Raw genomic sequence first — 16,693 nt, forward strand, 5'->3', positions numbered from 1 at the left:
GGCGGCGACACATGTTCCGGGCACGTGCCGGGAACATGGGCCGACAAAGGGATGACAAGACGGAACAATCCGCTTTTGCGACGGCTTCATGCGTCTCGGGAGGGGACCACGTGCAGCATGGCCGGTTCACCCGGCAGAGTGAGCCGGCCCGCGGCCAGGTCGTTCGCGATCCGGACCGCGCCGTGCAGGGGGTCGCCCTCGGCCGGGACCCGCCGGGCGTGCGGCAGCCTGGACGTCAGCTCCTCGTGCAGCGGTACGAGGAGGGGGTCGCCCAGGCGGAACAGGCCACCGGTGAGCGCCACTCGGGGCTCGCCTTCCGCCGGGCACACGGCCGCGACGGACTCGGCCATGTGCCGGGCCGCGGCACGCAGGATGCCCGCGGCGACCGGATCGTGGGCGGCGCAGGCGGCCACCAGAGGCGCGAAGGACGCCAGTACGGCGGGCCGGTCGGAGCGGGGGTAGAGCCGGCCGGGCAGCCCGCGCACCGGGCCGAACCGTTCTTCCGCACAGGCCAGCAGCGGCGCCGAGCCGCCGTCCCGGCCGTCGTGGGCGCGCAGCGCCGCCTCCAGGCCGGCCCGTCCGATCCAGGCGCCGCTGCCGCAGTCACCGAGCAGATGACCCCAGCCGTCGGCCCGCCGCCAGGCCTTGAGATCGGTGCCGACCGCGATCAGCCCGGTGCCCGCGGCGACCACCGCGCCCGGACGCGACCCGAGGGCCCCGGCATAGGCGGTGACGGCGTCGGCGGCTAGCGCCACCTGCCGTACGCCCAGCTCCCGGGCCAGGGCCCCCGGCAGTTCGGCGCGCAGCGCGTCGCCCAGTGTGGCGAACCCGGCGGCGCCGACGACGGCCGTGTCCAGTGTGCCCACCGCGGCCTCCGCGGCGGACGCGCGGGCCAGCGGGAGGAGTTGTGCCATCAGATGGTCGGGATCGATGCCCCGCGCACCCGTGCGGACCGGTTCCCGGGACTCCCGCTGGGCGGCGGGCGCCCGGCCCGGCACACCGACGGCGACCCGGAGACCGGAGCCTCCGGAGTCCACCGCCAGATAACCGGAGACCGTCACGGCAGACGCCAGTCCACCGGCTGTCCGCCCTGCTGGACCAACAGGTCGTTGGCCCGGCTGAACGGCCGCGAACCGAAGAACCCGCGGTCCGCCGACATCGGCGAGGGGTGCGCGGACTCCACCGCCGGCAGCCTGCCCAGCAGCGGACGCAGATTGCGGGCGTCACGGCCCCACAGGATGGACACCAGCGGCTTGCCGCGCGCCGACAGCGCCCGGATCGCCTGCTCGGTGACCTCCTCCCAGCCCTTGCCCCGGTGGGCACCCGGGCTGCGCGGAGCCGTGGTCAGTGCCCTGTTGAGCAGCAGGACGCCCTGCTGGGTCCACGGCGTGAGATCGCCGGTGGCCGGGTGGGGCAGCCCCAGGTCGGTGTTCAGCTCGCGGAAGATGTTGATCAGGCTGGGCGGCAGCGGGCGTACCTCGGGCGCGACCGAGAACGACAGGCCCACCGCGTGCCCCGGGGTGGGATACGGGTCCTGACCGACGATCAGGACCCGTACCTCGTCGAACGGTTGCTGGAAGGCCCGGAGGACGTTGGGTCCGGCCGGGAGGTAGGTGCGTCCCGCGGCGATCTCCGCGCGCAGGAAGTCGCCCATCCCGGCGATCCGTCCGGCGACGGGTTCGAGGGCCTTCGCCCAGCCCGGTTCGACGATTTCATGCAAGGGTCGTGGTGCCACGGGCGTCACCCTACTGCCGTACAGGGGCAGGTGATCAACCGATGGCCGGAGCCCCAGCAGACGGCCCTTGCGCCCCTCCGTGCGCGTCAGCCGATCACCGCCGCCCGCACGCAGAGCACGTCCGGCAGATGACCGGCCAGCTGCTGCCAGCTGTCGCCGTCGTCGGCCGAGGCGAACACCTCGCCGTTGCGGTTGCCGAAGTACACGCCCGCCGGGTCGGCGTCGTCGGTGCACAGGGCGTCCCGCAGGACCGTGCCGTAGTGATCCTCCTCCGGCAGGCCCTTGGACAGCGGCTCCCAGGTCCGGCCCGCGTCCGTGGTGCGGAAGACCCGGCAGCGGTGCCCGGCGGGCACCCGGTCCGCGTCGGCGTTGATCGGGAAGACGTACGCCGTCTCGGCCCGGTGCGGATGGGTGGCCACCGCGAAGCCGAACGTGGACGGCAGATCCGCGCCGATGTCGGTCCAGTGCGCGCCCGCGTCGTCGCTTCTGTACACCCCCCAGTGGTTCTGCAGATACAGCCGGTCCGGGTCGCCCGCGTCCTTGGCGATCTTGTGCACGCACTGTCCGAACTCCGGGTTCGGATCCGGCAGGAACACCGCGGACACCCCCGAGTTGGACGGCGCCCAGCTCGCACCGCCGTCGGTGGAGCGGAACACGCCGGCCGTCGAGACGGCCACGGTCAGCGCCTTGGGGTCGCGGGTATCGGTGACTACGGTGTGCAGGCCCTCACCGCCGCCGCCCGGCACCCACCGGGACCGGGTCGGGTGCTCCCACAGGGGCCGGACCAGCTCGAAGCTCTCGCCGCGGTCCTCCGAGCGGTACAGCGCCGCCGGTTCCGTGCCCGCGTAGACGACACCCGGCTCGGCGGCGGCGGGGTGCAGCTGCCAGACCCGCTCCAGGGAAGCGCCGGTGTCCTTGGGGAACTTGACGGCCGGCTGCGGCGGTTCGGCCCAGGTGCGGCCCAGGTCGTCGGAGTGGAAGACGGAGGGGCCCCAGTGGGCGCTGTCGCCGCCCGCCAGCAACCGCGGACGGCCCTCCCGGACGTCGATCGCGACCGAGTAGACGGCTTGTGCGTTGAAGTACGGGGCATCGTCGAACTCCCAGGCGCCGCGGCCCCTGCGTCGCCCGATGAACAGGCCTTTGCGGGTGCCCACAGCCAGCATTACCTCGGTCATGCCGATCACCTCCGGGACGCCTTCGTCCAGGTAGTCGTGAGACAGGTAGTCGTCGGTTATCGGCCAGTGTGCACCCCGCCACTGACAATGCCCCCGGGAGTGCACGTTCCCGCACGTCACAGCGGTGTCGCCGCCCCGTGACGGAGATCGGCCGCGGCCCGTTGGGGCATGCGCCTGCGCGGGAGGGGGGTCTCGTGCGACCGTCGGGCAGACGGCTCGTCGTGAGCAACGGAGCGATCTCCCGCGTATGGGAGGGCGGTTCCGACCGGTCGGTGCGCTCGTGAGGAGGATGCCTTTGAAGGCGTTCCGTGGTCCGAAGGTGTGGCTGTGGCGCTGGCGGCGCAACCCGCTCAAACGCCGGGCCGACGTGGTGGAGGCCTGGGTGGTGCTCGGCGCCTGGCTGCTGACCGTCCTGGCGGGGGTCTCGGCCGGTCTCGTGGCGGCCCGGTCGGTGGAGCACGGGCTCGCGAGGGAGCGGGCGGTGTGGCGGCCGGTCGTGGCCCGCGTCGTCGGACAGGCCCCCGGAACCCCGGTCGCGCGCGGCCACGCCCCCACCAGTGACCGGGTCTGGGCCAAGGTGCGCTGGACCGTGTCCGACGGCTCCGCACACACCGGTCAGGTCCGGGTCGCGCCCGGCAGCAGGGCCGGCACGCCGGTCACCGTCTGGACCGACCCGCAGGGGCATCTCGTCAACCGCCCCACCTCCGCCTCCGCGGCCGTCGTCCGCGGCGCCCTGATCGGCTGTCTGGTGGGCGTGAGCGCGGCGGCCGTCCCCTTCGTCGGCGGCCTCGGCCTGCGCGGCCGGCTGGAACGCCGTCGCATGGACGCCTGGGACACGGAATGGGCCCGGCTCGGACCCCAGTGGGGGCGGATGGTCTGAGCACGGTCCACGCTCTCGGGGCGCGGGCACCGGGCAGCCCGTACGCCGTGCGAGCCCGGGTGTTCGACCGACCCGGGAAGGCCCGGACGGGCACCGGCGGAGGGGCGAGCGACACGGCGCATGCCCGGCAGCCGTACGAGCCTGACCGGCGGTCGGGTCACGGGTCCGTCGGACGCGTCACGGACCCCGCCGTCCATGAGGTGAACTACGGATCCCGCCGTCCATGAGGTGAACTACGGATCCCGCCGTCCATGAGGTGAACTACGGATCCCGCCGTCCATGAGGTGAACTGCCGCATCGCCGATGCCTGTCGGCCCAGCCGAGCGCCCGCCGTGACGGCGGCCCTACACCGCCTCCAGTACGGCCCGGCAGCCGCTCAGCAGCTCCTCGTCCTCCGGTATGCCCCGGCCGACGCCACTGCCCGCGGGCGCCTGATGGCGGCGCGGACGGGCCAGTTCCTCCGCCACCAGGTGCCGCAACGGCGCGGCGGCCGGGCCCATCGCGATGAGGCACCGCACGATCGGGCGGCGGGTGTGCGGGTCGCGTGCCCAAGCCGTCCGGAACACGGGGAGGACCGGCTCCGGATCCGCGTCGATGCGCCACAGCGCGCACGCGGCCGCCACCCGCTCCCGAGCCGGCCTCGAGCCGGCCATCCGGCGCAGCGCGGGCAGTGCGGCGCGCGCCGCCGGCCCCACTCCGCCGAGCTGCCCGGCGGCCAGGCACCGGCCCGCCGCATCACCCTGGGCCAACTCCCGCAACAGCACGGGCACCACGACGGATGCGTCCTGCCGCGCCGACCAGAGCGCGCCGGCCGCCGCGGCGGCGTGCCGGGTGTGCAGGAGCGCGCGGAGGACCGGTTCCGCCTGCGCGGCGGCGCCCAGTGCCGCCAGCGTGCCGATGGCCTGGTCCGCGACCGCGTCCCGAGCTCCGAGCCCGTCGGGCGCGCCCGACAGCAGCCGCAGCACCTCCGGAACCGCCTCCGCGTCCCCGACGGCGCCGATCGCCGCCAGCAGCGGGGCGGCCAGCCGGGCGGCGGTGGGCGAGGCCGGCGGTATCCGGCCGAGCCGGTGCCGCAACGCGGGCGCGAGTGGAGCCGCGGCCGGGCCCAGATGCGCCAGTGCGAACCCCAGGTCGACCGGTGCGGCCGGGCCGGCCAGGAGGTGGGCCAGGGCCGGGAGCGCACGCGGATCGCCGCTCCTGGCCAGCGCCTTGAGCGGACCGCCCAGCGTGGGGGAGCCGCGCTCGAAGTGGTGCGTCCACAGGTCGGGCCGGGCCCACACCAGCGCGTGCAGGTCGTCCGCCGCCGGCCCGGCCAGCGCGAACAGCTCAGACAGGACGGTGACCGCGGCGTCCCGCAACTGGTCCTGTTGCGCGTCCAGTTGGGCGCCGAGCAGGCTGACCGTCGCGCTGTGGTCGCCGCGCCAGCCACGCAGCAGTGTCGCCGCCAGCCACACGGCGGTGCACCGGTCCACGGGGTCCGGACTGGTCAACTGCCCGCACAGGAGCGCCTGCCGCTCCTCCACGCGGTCGCCCAGCGCGGTGTGCAGGGTGCGCAGCAGACGGGAGCCCTCCTCGTCGGAGGGGCGCAGTCGGCGTAGGCGTCCGACGAGGGTGTCGGCGGCGCAGGGCGTGGCGGCCCGGCCGCGGGCGGCGGAGCGCTCCCGGAGCAGCCGGACGGCTGTCGGCACCAGGCCCGCGGGCAGGCGGGCGGGTGCGACGAGGGCGAGTTGACCGAGGGCGGCGAGCCGTAGTCCCGGGGTGTAGGGCGGGGCGCTCTGCTCGGCCAGGAGGTCCACCGCGGCGTCGGCGTGCGCGGGGTACCGGCGGACGAACAGGCCGAGCGCCTCCGGGAGGGCGAGCAGGACCCGCTCGTCCCGCTCGGCCCACAGCCGCTGCCGTAACAGGTCCAGGACCCGCGTGGGCGGTGCCAGGAAGTGCACGAGGGCCCCCGCGGTCGGCCGGCGGACCGCCGGGTCCGGGTCCCCGGCGAGGCGCTCGAACACCTCGGCGCCCGCGCACACCGCCTCCCGTGCGCGTGGGTCCTCGTCCGCGCCCGCAGTGCCGATACCGACCAGCAGTTCCACGAGGCAGCCCCGGTCCGGCACCTCCTCGCGCGCCGCGAGCGAGAGCAGGAACGGGACGCAGGCCAGCGTCGAGTCGTACACGCGCTCCTTGTGGTGCAGCGCGCCGTACATCCCGTCGAGCGCGGTCGCCCGCTCGGCGGTGTCCGCGGATGCCAGTGCCCGTAACCATCCGGGCACGTCCTCCGCGCTGCCGTACGCGTGCCGCAGCGAGGCCCAGTCGACCTCGTCGATCCCCGTGAACACGTTGTCCTCCCGAGACGAGTGCCACCTGATCGCGAGTGTGCACCACGGGACTGACAACGGTACGGAACCGCTCGCTGACTGTGTGCGATCCGTCGGCTGTCACCGGCCAGGCCGCGAACGGCCCGCACGCGCCCGGCGCGGCAACGCGAGCGGCGCGTAATCGACCGTCGGGAGGGGTCAGTTCAGGCCGGGCAGGGACCGCTCCAGGATCACGCCGAGGTCGGTTCCCGCGGGCAGCGTGCCGAACGCGTGCCCCCAGTCGCCGCCCAGCCGGCTCGCGCAGAAGGCGTCCGCGACCGGGTGCGGGGCGTGCCGGACCAGCAGCGAGGCCTGCAGGGCCAGCGCCATCCGCTCCACCAGTCGGCGGGCGCCCACCTGGTCCGTTTCGGCCAACTGGGTCTTGAGCGCGGCCACCGCCGCGTCCAGCCGGGCGTCGGCTCCGCGCGCGAGCGCGAGCTCGGCGAACAGGGCCTCCGCACTGTCCGGTTCGCGGCCGAGGGCGCGCAGCACGTCGAGCGCGTTGACGTTGCCCGAGCCCTCCCAGATCGACAGCAGCGGGGCCTCCCGGTAGTGCCGCGGCATGCCGGAGTCCTCGACGTAGCCGTTGCCGCCCAGGCACTCCAGTGCCTCCGCCGTGAACGCCGGGCCCCGCTTGGTGACCCAGTACTTGCCGACGGCGGTGGCGATCCGCCGGAAGGCCCGCTCCCCGGCGTCCCCGCGCACCGCGCGGTCGGCGGCGCCGGCCAGTCGGAGCGTGAGCGTCGTCGCCGCCTCCGACTCCAGGGCGAGGTCGGCCAGGACGTTGCGCATCAGCGGCTGGTCCACGAGCCGGGCGCCGAACGCGCTGCGGTACCGGGCGTGATGGCCGGCCTCGACCAGCGCCTTGCGCATCAGAGTCGCGGTGGACATCACGCAGTCGAGACGGGTGCAGTTGACCATCTCGATGATGGTCTTCACGCCCCGCCCCTCCGGCCCCACCAGCCAGGCCACGGTCCGGTCGAACTCCGGCTCCGAGGACGCGTTGGAGCGGTTGCCCAGCTTGTCCTTCAGCCGCTGGATGCGGAAGGTGTTGCGGCTGCCGTCCGGCAGCACCCGCGGCACCAGGAAGCACGACAGTCCGCCCGGGGCCTGCGCGAGCACCAGGAAGACGTCGCACATCGGCGCCGAGGTGAACCACTTGTGGCCGCGCAGCGTGTACACGCCGGGCTCACCGGTGGGGGCGGCCACCGTGGTGTTCGTCCGGACGTCCGAGCCGCCCTGCTTCTCGGTCATGCCCATCCCCGCGAGCAGCCCCGGTTTCTCGGTCGGCACGCGCAGCTCCGGGTCGTACTCCCGGCTGGTGAGCAGCGGTTCGTAGATCTTGGCCAGATCCGGCTGGGCGCGCAGTGCGGGCACCGCGGCGTACGTCATCGAGGTCGGGCAGCCGTGCCCGGCCTCCGTGTGGCCCCACACCAGGCCGCCCGCGGTACGCGCCACATGGGCGCCGGGCCGCTCGTCCGCCCACGGCGCCCCGGCCAGGCCCTCGGCGACCGCCGTCCGCATCAGGTGGTGCCAGCTGGGGTGGAACTCGACCTCGTCGACGCGGTGGCCGTAGCGGTCGTGGGTGCGCAGGACCGGCTCGTACCGGTTCGCCAGCTCACCCCATTCCTGCGCCGCCGCGCTGCCCGCGCGCGCCCCCAGGCGCCGGACGTCCTCCTCCGCCCACCCGGCGCCCTCCCGGCGCAGCCCCTCCAGCAGGGCCCGGTCGTCGGAGGCGTCGTACGGGGCCAGGGGCGGGGCCTGGTTGGTGACGTCGTGCGTGGCGTAGGACGACGGGGACGGCGACGGCGACTGCGCGGGGATCGAGACCATGCCAGCATGTTGCACTCTTCCTGCGGCTGTAGCAATAGTGCAACAGCGAGGGGGCACGTACAGTACGTGCCCATGCGCACGAACGTCCCGCCCGAGCCGGAGGGGGCAGACCTGCGGCCGCTGTCCGCGCGCTCGGTGGTGCTCAGCCTGCTGCTCGGCGCGCACCCGGCGGAAATGCCGGTGAAGGACCTGGTCCGGCTGGTGGAGCCGTTCGGCGTCGGCGGCTCCACGCTGCGGGCCGCGCTGAGCCGGATGGTGGCCGCGGGGGACCTGCGCCGCACCGACGCCGTCTACCGGCTCAGCGACCGGCTGCTGGCGCGCCAGCGGCGCCAGGACGAGGCGCTGCGGCCCGGCACCCGCGCGTGGGACGGCGACTGGGAGACAGTGGTGATCACCTCGACCGGCCGCGGCCCCGCGGAACGCGCCGACCTGCGCGCCCGGTTGGCCGCCCTGCGCCTGGCCGAACTCCGCGAGGGCGTGTGGCTGCGCCCGGCCAACCTCGCACGCGCCCTGCCGAGCACGCTGACCTCCGTCGCCCAGACGTTCACCGCGCGCCCCGACGCGCCCGCGCCCGACCTGGTGGCCCGGCTCTGGCCGCTGGACGACTGGGCGGCCGTCGCGCGGACGCTGCTCACCCGGGCCGGGGCCGCCCGGAGCCCCGCGGACCGGCTCACCGCCTACGCCGCGGCCGTACGCCACCTGCTCACCGACCCCGTTCTCCCGCCCGGGCTCCTCCCCGCCGCCTGGCCGGGAGAGGCCCTGCGCACGGCCTACGCCGACTACCAGCGGGAGTTGGCCGCGTCGGTGGGGCGACCGGAGTGTGCCGCATGACGCGGGGTGCGTGACGGAGCGCGCCGCATGACGCGGGGTGCGTGACGGAGTGTGCCTCGTCGGCCACCGGCGTCCCGGTCTTCCCGCCGTCGGGCGCCGGGAATCCCGCGCAGGGCGTCCGTCCGAGGGCGTGGTGATAGCCCCCTCGGCACCGGACCGGCTGCCGCTCACCCGCTCGAAGCCGTGAATGGTCCCGCCTGAACCCCGAGGGGCGACCGGAGGGGCGGGCGCTCGCCCGCGGGTGGCGTGGGAGCGGTGCGGGGCGTTCCCTGGAAGCAGGGACGTCCCCCGCGGAGAAACGGGGATGACCAGGGAGATGGCGGGCACTCGGTGGGGCACGCAAGGCGATCTCACCCGAGGAGAGTCATGGCTGAGCAGAAGTCGTCGTCGGCCCTCACGGCGCCCCTGCGCGGAGCCGCCTCGGTACTGCGCAGGGTGCCCGGCGCCACCACGGTGGGCAGGGCCGCGACAGGAACACTGGACAAGGTCGGCGCGGTCTCGCCCCGCGGCCGGCGCATCGCGGTCTACGCGGGAGCCGGAGTGCTCGGCGCCGCGGGTGTCGTGGAGTGGCCCGTCGCCCTCACCGGCGCTGCCGTGGCGTGGCTGACCCAGCCCCGGCCCGCGCATCCGGCGGACGCCGGGGACGCGGCCGGGCAGGGTCCCGAACCCGCTCACGACCTCGGCACCGCCGCCCTCAGGTCCGGCCACGCCGGGGCCCGGGGCGCCGGCACGGGCGGGACGCAGGCCGCGGCGGACGCCGGCGCTTCCGGCGGAGCCTGGGACACGGGCGCCGCGGAAGCCGGGGTCGAGGCCGCCGGCGCCGCCGAGGCGTCCGGGGAGAGCCGGACGCGCGGAAGCAGGCGGACGCCCGGCAGTACCGGAACGCCCGGCAGCGCCACGGCGTCCCGGAGCAGCCGGACAGCGGGCGGCACCAGGTCGACCGGCGGATCCAAGGCGGCCGGAGGCACCAAGACCTCCGGCGGCGCCCGCAGCACCCACGCCGAAGGCCCGGCGGACAAGCCGCCCACCGGGCCACTCGGCCCCACGGCGCGGCCCGACCGCACCACGCTCTGAGGAGGGCCATGGGGCTCGGACTGCTGACGCTGCCCTCGGCGGCCGTACGGCTGCTGCCCGCCACCCCGCGGCTGCTGGCGCCCGCGGTCGGGATGGCCGCCGGTGCCGCCGCCGGATCGGTGCGCGCCGGAGTGCGCGGCGCGGACGCCGCCGTACGCGTGTCACGCGTGGCACGCAACGCGCTGCCCGGCGCCGGTGACCACTGGCGGGCCGGTGCCCGCGCCCACCTGGCCGTGCAGCCCGTCGAGCCCGAGCAGGTGCGCCGCGCCGGCGGTACGGCCCCCTTGGCGCGCCGGCTGGCCGGGACGCTGGCCGAGCGCCCCGACGTGCTGTTCGCCTACTGGGACGAAGGGCTCGCGCGTCTGGTGGTGGCCGCCACCGAGGACGCGGCCACCGACCGGATCGTGGAGCACGCCGCCGAGCTGGCCGAGGGACACGGGCTCGCGCTGTCCGGCGAGGACATCGAGGAGACCACACATCCGGCCGACCCGGCCGGAGTGCGCGCCGCCGTGGCCACACTCGCCGCCGACACCGTGGGCATCGGCGTCGCGCTCACCGCCTACACGCTCCGACTGCCGCCCTCACCCCGCCTGGCGACCGCTGTGGTGACGCTGCTGCGCGAGAACCCGCGCTTTCGCGCCCGGTTGCGCGCCCGAATCGGCGACTCCCGCATGGATCTGCTCCTGGCCTGCGCCAACGCCGCCGCACACGGCGCCGGGCAGACTCCCACCTCCCTCGTGCTCGACGGCGTCCTGCGCGCCTGCCAGGTGGCCGAGACGGTGGCCCGCGCCGCCGCCTTCGACGCGGTGCACGACCAGCTGTGCGCCCCCGGCCGCGTCAGCATCCCGGCGGACGGCGCTCCCCGCCCTCCGCTGCCGGAGTCCCCGGCCCAGGAGTACGCCGAGCACGCCTCCGCGGGCAGTGTGCTGGGCGCCGCGGCCACCCTGCTGGTCAAGCACGACGCATCCGAGGCGGCCGAAGCGGTCCTCGCCGGCTCGCCGAAGGCCGCCCGCTACGGCCCCGCCGCCTTCCACGCGCTGCTGAGCGCCGCGCTCGCCCGCACCGGCGCCCTGGTCCGCGACCCGGACCGGCTGCGCCGGCTGGAGCTGGCCGGCACGATCGTCCTGCACCCCAGCGTGCTGCGCACCGACGAGGGCGAGGCCGATGCGTGGGCCGAGCCGGTGCTGGACGCGGCCCGCCGCGCGGGGCTGAGGGTGGTGCTCGTGGACGATCCCGCCCTGGAGGACTTCACGGGCCTGGCCGACCAGGTCGTGGACGCCCGCCGGCCGCTGGACGACGTGGTGTACGAGGCGCGCGGCGACGCGGGCGCGGTGCTGGCGGTCGCCCGGGTGCGCGCGGCCGACGAGCACGAGGTGCTGGCCGGGCTGCGCGCCGCCGACATCGCCCTCGCCCTCACCGACCGCGAGGGCGCCGTGGTCTGGGGCGCGGACATCCTGGGCCTGCACGGGCTGCCCGACGTGTGGCGGGTGCTGACCGCGATCCCGGCGGCCCGTACGGTCGGCCGGCACGCCCAGACCCTGGCCCGTTCCGGTGCCGCGCTCTCCGGGCTGCTCGTGGCCGTCGGCGAGTCCGGCGGCGGCCGCGGGCGCTTCGCCGCCCTGCCGGGGCTGCGGCACGCCCCGGTCGACGCCGCCGCCGTGTCCGCCCTGATCTCCGGAGGCCGGGCCGCGTTCGGCGTGGCCGCGGCCCGGCCCCCGCACCCGCGTGCGCGAGTGCACTGGCACGAACTGGATCCCGAGCAGGCCCGGGAGCGGCTGGAGCACGAACCGGCCGCCGAGAGCAGCGCGTTCGAGGCGCTGACCGGCCGTGTGCGCGAGCTCGCCGCCGGTGTCGTCCGGCACCCCGCCGCCGCGCCCGCGCGCTGGACCTACCGGCTCGGCCGGGCCGTACGCGGGGAACTCCAGGACCCGCTCACCCCCGTCCTCGCGGTCGGTTCGGCCGCGTCGGCGATCCTCGGCTCGGTCGTGGACGCCCTGCTCGTCGTCGGCGCGCTGGACCTCAACGCCCTGGTCGGAGGCTTCCAGCGGCTGCGCGCCGAACGGGCGCTGTCCGGACTGCTCGCGGAACAGCAGCAGAAGGCGCGGCTCGTGCCGCCCAGAGCCGAGGCGCCGGCGGGCGGCACACGCACCGTGGAGGCGGGCACGCTGCATCCGGGCGACGTGATCCAGCTCAAGGGGGACGACGTGGTGCCCGCCGACGCCCGGCTGCTGTGGCAGGACGGCCTGGAGGTCGACGAGTCGGCGTTGACCGGTGAGTCGCTGCCGGTGGAGAAGCAGACCGACCCGACCCCGCACGCCCCGGTCGCCGACCGGCGCTGCATGGTGTTCGAGGGGACGACCGTGGTGGCGGGCCAGGCCCGGGCCGTCGTGGTCGACACCGGTGAGCGCACCGAGGCCGCCCGCGCCGTCCACCTCGCCGCCCGTACGCCCCCGGCCGGTGGCGTCCAGGCCCGGTTGCAGGACATCACCCGCAAGGCGCTGCCGCTGACCCTGGCGGGCGGCGCCGCGGTCACCGGGCTGTCGCTGCTGCGCGGCACCCCCATCAGGGACGCGGTCAGCGGCGGTGTGGCGGTGGCCGTGGCGGCCGTACCGGAAGGGCTGCCGCTGGTGGCCACGGTCGCGCAGCTGGCGGCCGCCCGGCGGCTGAGCCGCGGCGGTGTCCTCGTCCGCACCCCGCGCACCCTGGAGGCGCTGGGCCGCATGGACACCTTCTGCTTCGACAAGACCGGCACCCTCACGGAGAACCGGCTGCGGCTGGTGCGCACCTCCGATGCCGAGGGCACGGTCCGCGCGGTGGACGACACCGGGTCCGCCGGCACGGTCCGGGCCGCGGCCCGCGCCTGCCCGCGCGGCGACGACGGTGCCGAGCCGGTGCACGCCACCGACGAGGCCGTGCTGGCGGCGGCCGGCCCCGACCCGGACTGGACGCAGGCGGCGGACCTGCCGTTCGAGGCGGCGCGCGGCTACGCGGCCGCCGTCGGCCGGAGCGGGGACGGTCCGCTCGTGCTCGTGGTCAAGGGCGCCCCGGAGACCGTGCTGCCCGCCTGCTCCGGACTGCCCGCGCAGGCCGCCGGAGCGGCGCAGGCCCTCGCCGGGGACGGCCTCAGGGTGCTGGCGGTGGCCGAACGGCGGCTCGGCGGGTCCGAGCAGGCCGACGAGGTCCTCGAACAGCCGCTGCGGGACCTGGAGTTCACCGGACTGCTCGCTCTGTCCGACGTACCGCGCGAGACCTCCACGGCGCTCGTGCAGGGACTGAACGGGACCGGCGTACGGCCGGTCATGCTCACCGGGGACCATCCGCAGACCGCACGGGCCATCGCCGCCGAACTGGGCTGGCCCGAGGACACCGTCGTGGTCACCGGCGACGAACTGGCGGCGGCGGACCGGGCGGCGCGGGCCCGGATGCTGCGGGACGCGGGCGTGGTGGCGCGGGTGGCGCCCGAGCAGAAGCTCCAGGTCGTGGAGGCGTTGCGGGACGCCGGCCGGGTCGTCGGCATGGTGGGCGACGGCGCCAACGACGCCGCGGCCATCCGTGCCGCCGACATCGGCGTCGGCATCAGCGCCCGCGGCTCGGCGGCCGCGCGCAACGCCGCCGACATCGTCCTCACGGACGACGATCTGACGGTCCTGATCGACGCGGTCGGCGAGGGCCGGGCACTGTGGCACAGCGTGGCCGACGCCATCGCGATCCTGATCGGCGGCAACGCGGGCGAGGTCGGGTTCGGCATCGTCGGCACGCTGCTGTCCGGCCGGGCGCCGCTGTCCACCCGGCAGATGCTCATGGTGAACCTCTTCACGGACCTGTTCCCGTCGATGGCGGTGGCGGTGACCGAGAAGGACGGCCGGCCCGGCGCCCTGCGCGCCCGCGGCGGATCGCCGGAGGACGCCTCCGCCGTCCTCGGGGCGCCGCTGCTGCGGCAGATCCGGCACCGGGCGCTCACCACCTGTCTGGGCGCGGTGACGGCCTGGCTGATCGGCCGCTTCACGCCGGGCACCACGCGCCGCTGCAGCACGATGGCGCTGTGCGCGGTGGTCGGCACCCAGCTCGTGCAGACGTGGCTGGACCGGCGCGACAGCCGCCTGGTGCAGGTCACCTGCCTGGGTTCCGCCGCGGCGCTGGTCGCTGCGGTGCAGATCCCGGGCGTCAGCCACGCCGTCGGCTGCACCCCGCTCGGTCCGGTCGCCTGGTCCGGTGTCCTCGCGGCGATCGCCCTGGCGCTGGCGGGACAGCGGGTGCTGCCCCGCCTCGAGGAGACCGTCGGCCGGCTGATGCCGGGCTGACCGGTGGCCGGCCGCGCTCAGACCGACCGGTGGTATTGGTCCGGCACCCGGACCGCACCGCCCAGCTCGCGGGCCGCCTGCCGGGCCCAGGACGGGTTGCGCAGCAGCTCACGGCCCAGCAGGACGGCGTCGGCCTCGCCGTCGTCACGATCTTCTCGGCCTGCTCGGCCTCGGTGATCAGTCCTACGGCGGCGACGGGCAGCGGCGTCTCGGCCTTCACCCGGGCGGCGAAGGGCACCTGGTAGCCGGGCCCGGCCGGAATGGTCACGCCGGAGGCGTTGCCGCCGGTGGAGACGTCGAGCAGGTCGACGCCGTGGGCGTGCAGGTCGTGGGCGAAGCGGATCGTGTCCCGCGGGGTCCAGCCACCGTCCCGGAGCCAGTCGGTGGCCGAGATCCGGAAGAACAGCGGCTTGCCCTCGGGCCACACCGCGCGTACGGCGTCCACCACCTCGAGGGCGAACCGGGTGCGGTTCTCGTACGAGCCGCCGTAGGCGTCGGTGCGGTGGTTGGAGTGCGGGGAGAGGAACTCGTTGATCAGGTAACCGTGGGCGCCGTGGATCTCGGCGACCTCGAAGCCGGCGGCCAGCGCCCTGCGGGCCGCGGCGGCGAACTGGCCGACCACGTCCCGGATCTGGTCCTCCGTCAACTCGGTCGGCACCGGGTGACGTTCGTCGAAGGGCAGCGGGCTCGGGGCGAACGGCTGCCAGCCGTGCGCCTCGGGCCCGACCGGAGCGCCGCCCTTCCAGGGCGCAGTTCGCACTGCCGGTGGCCAAGTCCACCACCACGCACCACTTCAGGGTGCTGCGGGAGAGCGGGGTCATCCGGCAGGTCTACCGGGGCACGGCCAAGATGAACGGCCTGCGCCGGGACGATCTGGACGGTCTCTTCCCGGGGCTGCTCGACAGCCTCCTGGCCGCCGCGGACCGGCAGTCCGTCCGCCTCGGGGGCGGCGCCTGAAGAGGCGCAGGGCCGGCCGGCGGCAGCCTCGTCGCGCCGCCCACGATCAGCGGCACGGCGACGGCACCCGCGTACATCGCGGGCACGTGCCGCAGCCCGGAGGCGGCCGAGGCCCGGCCGCGGTGCGGCTACGCCGAACGGGCCGCCGTGAGCAGTGCGTCCCAGTCGGCCAGCTTGACCTTGCTGCGCCCGAGCCGGGCGCCCAGTTCGGCCTCGGCCCGCTCGATCGCCATCCACCCCGTCCACGGCACGAGTTCGATTCCGGCCTCCCGCAGTGCCGTCGCCGGATCCTCGGGCACCTGCCTGCGCAGCAGCGCGGGAGCGTCCGCGAGCAGGGAGGTCGCCGTCTCCTTGGCGCAGGGCCGGTTGGTGCCGATGACGCCCGTCGGGCCGCGCTTGATCCAGCCGGCGACGTACTCGCCGGGGGAGGGTACCCCGTCGCGTACGACACGCCCGGCCGTGTGCGGCACGGTGCCGCTCGCCGCGTCGAACGGCAGCCCGTCCAGCGGCACTCCGCGATAGCCCACCGAGCGCAGCACCAACTGCGCGGGCACCTCCTCGAAACGGCCCGTTCCCGTCACCCCGCCGTACCCGTCCGGTGCGGTCCGCTCGAAGCGCACGGCGCCGACCCGGCCGGCCTCGGCGAGCAGTTCCACGGGGCGCAGGAAGAACCGCAGGCCGATGTGCCGGGCCGCGTCGGCCCGGGAGCCGGTGGCCCAGCCGCGCAGCACCTCCAGATTGCGGCGCTGTACGGCGGGCAGGGCCGCCGGGTCGGCCGGATCCAGGGCCAAGTCGGCCGGGTCGACGGTGACTTGGGTGCCGGGCAGACCGCCCAGCTCGCGCAGTTCCTTGGTGGTGAAGCGGGCCTGGGCGGGGCCGCGCCGGCCCACCATGTGCACCTCGGTGATCCCGCTCGCCGTCAGCGTGTCCAGTGCCGCCTGCGGAATGTCCGTCGGGCGCAGCTCGGCGGCACCCCGGACCAGCATGCGCGTGACGTCCACCGCGACGTTGCCCACGCCGATGACGACCGCGGACCGCACTCCGCGCAGAAAGCCCGCGTCGGCCGCGTCCGGGTGGGCGCTGTACCAGGCCACGAAGTCGGTCGCCGACCAGCTGCCCGGCAGTTCCTCGCCCGGCAGCCCCAGCCGGCGGTCGGTGGCGGCGCCCACGCAGTACACCACCGCGTGGTACAGCTCGCGGAGCCGCTCCACCGGCACTCCGCCGGGACCGCTCACCCGGACCCCGCCGAAGAAACGTACCCGCTCGTGCTCCAGCACCGATCTGAGACTGCCCTGCAGGGACTTGATCTTCTCGTGGTCCGGGGCGACGCCGTAGCGGACCAGTCCGTACGGGCACGGCAGCCGGTCCAGGACGTCCACACGCACCTCGGGATCCTGCTGAACCAGGGTCTGGGCGGTGTAGCACCCGCTCGGTCCCGAACCGACGACGGCGACACGCAGCACAGCGATACTCCTCGGCCGAGGGAAGGTGTGCGGACAGTTCCAGCATGGCACCCCCCGGCGTGCGACGGCAGGGGCCGGCGGGGTGATCCCGGTGCGTGT

General features: G+C 75.7%; 9 protein-coding genes and 3 pseudogenes. 5 read left to right on the plus strand and 7 right to left on the minus strand.

Annotation, left to right across the window (positions count from 1 at the left end):
- Positions 1-86: 86 nt before the first annotated feature.
- The 3 genes from AB0D93_RS38435 to AB0D93_RS38445 all read right to left on the minus strand — a co-directional run bounded on the left by AB0D93_RS38435 (position 87) and on the right by AB0D93_RS38445 (position 2,910).
- Positions 87-1,061 carry a BadF/BadG/BcrA/BcrD ATPase family protein gene (locus AB0D93_RS38435; protein ID WP_362130355.1) on the minus strand — a complete coding sequence of 325 codons (975 nt, stop codon included), beginning with the start codon at positions 1,059-1,061 and terminating at the stop codon, positions 87-89.
- Positions 1,058-1,735 (minus strand): uracil-DNA glycosylase, encoded by a 678-nt coding sequence (locus AB0D93_RS38440; protein ID WP_362130358.1) that lies wholly within the window; start codon positions 1,733-1,735, stop codon positions 1,058-1,060. The genes AB0D93_RS38435 and AB0D93_RS38440 overlap by 4 nt, the downstream gene beginning before the upstream one ends.
- Positions 1,736-1,821: 86 nt before the next feature.
- Complete coding sequence (locus AB0D93_RS38445; RefSeq protein ID WP_362130361.1) at positions 1,822-2,910, minus strand: exo-alpha-sialidase; 1,089 nt, start codon at positions 2,908-2,910, stop codon at positions 1,822-1,824.
- A gap of 289 nt (positions 2,911-3,199) precedes the next feature.
- Between AB0D93_RS38445 and AB0D93_RS38450 the strand changes: the two genes are divergently transcribed.
- On the plus strand, positions 3,200-3,790 hold the full coding sequence (locus tag AB0D93_RS38450) for a hypothetical protein (protein WP_362130364.1): 591 nt from the start codon (positions 3,200-3,202) through the stop codon (positions 3,788-3,790).
- Between the two features lie 344 nt (positions 3,791-4,134).
- Here the strand turns inward: AB0D93_RS38450 and AB0D93_RS38455 are convergent, their stop codons facing one another.
- A complete protein-coding gene (locus AB0D93_RS38455) occupies positions 4,135-6,117 on the minus strand; it encodes a HEAT repeat domain-containing protein (RefSeq protein WP_362130367.1) in 1,983 nt (660 codons plus the stop codon).
- Between the two features lie 177 nt (positions 6,118-6,294).
- Positions 6,295-7,968, minus strand: a complete 1,674-nt coding sequence (locus tag AB0D93_RS38460; RefSeq protein ID WP_362130370.1) for a DNA alkylation response protein — start codon at positions 7,966-7,968, stop codon at positions 6,295-6,297.
- 72 nt (positions 7,969-8,040) lie between these two features.
- Here AB0D93_RS38460 and AB0D93_RS38465 point away from each other — a divergent pair, with 72 nt between their 5' ends.
- The 3 genes and pseudogenes from AB0D93_RS38465 to AB0D93_RS38475 all read left to right on the plus strand — a co-directional run bounded on the left by AB0D93_RS38465 (position 8,041) and on the right by AB0D93_RS38475 (position 14,174).
- Positions 8,041-8,799, plus strand: coding sequence for a PaaX family transcriptional regulator C-terminal domain-containing protein (locus AB0D93_RS38465; RefSeq protein WP_362130373.1), 759 nt, complete (start codon positions 8,041-8,043; stop codon positions 8,797-8,799).
- A gap of 366 nt (positions 8,800-9,165) precedes the next feature.
- Positions 9,166-9,417 (plus strand): annotated as a pseudogene (locus AB0D93_RS38470) (hypothetical protein); the annotation flags it as partial.
- A 464-nt stretch (positions 9,418-9,881) separates the two neighbouring features.
- Positions 9,882-14,174: a cation-translocating P-type ATPase gene (locus AB0D93_RS38475; RefSeq protein ID WP_362130376.1), complete on the plus strand. Its 4,293-nt coding sequence runs from the start codon at positions 9,882-9,884 to the stop codon at positions 14,172-14,174.
- Between the two features lie 17 nt (positions 14,175-14,191).
- Here the strand turns inward: AB0D93_RS38475 and AB0D93_RS38480 are convergent.
- Positions 14,192-14,922: pseudogene (locus AB0D93_RS38480) on the minus strand (tRNA-dihydrouridine synthase); the annotation flags it as partial.
- A gap of 11 nt (positions 14,923-14,933) precedes the next feature.
- On the opposite strand from AB0D93_RS38480, the pseudogene AB0D93_RS38485 reads away from it, so the two are divergent.
- Positions 14,934-15,131: pseudogene (locus AB0D93_RS38485) on the plus strand (helix-turn-helix domain-containing protein); the annotation flags it as partial.
- A gap of 128 nt (positions 15,132-15,259) precedes the next feature.
- Here AB0D93_RS38485 and AB0D93_RS38490 read toward each other — a convergent pair.
- The gene (locus tag AB0D93_RS38490; RefSeq protein ID WP_362130379.1) at positions 15,260-16,594 is read right to left on the minus strand and encodes an FAD-dependent oxidoreductase; all 1,335 of its coding nucleotides are present in this window, start codon (positions 16,592-16,594) and stop codon (positions 15,260-15,262) included.
- Positions 16,595-16,693: the final 99 nt, after the last annotated feature.

This window comes from Streptomyces sp. NPDC048191, assembly GCF_040652655.1.
Lineage (GTDB): Bacteria > Actinomycetota > Actinomycetes > Streptomycetales > Streptomycetaceae > Streptomyces.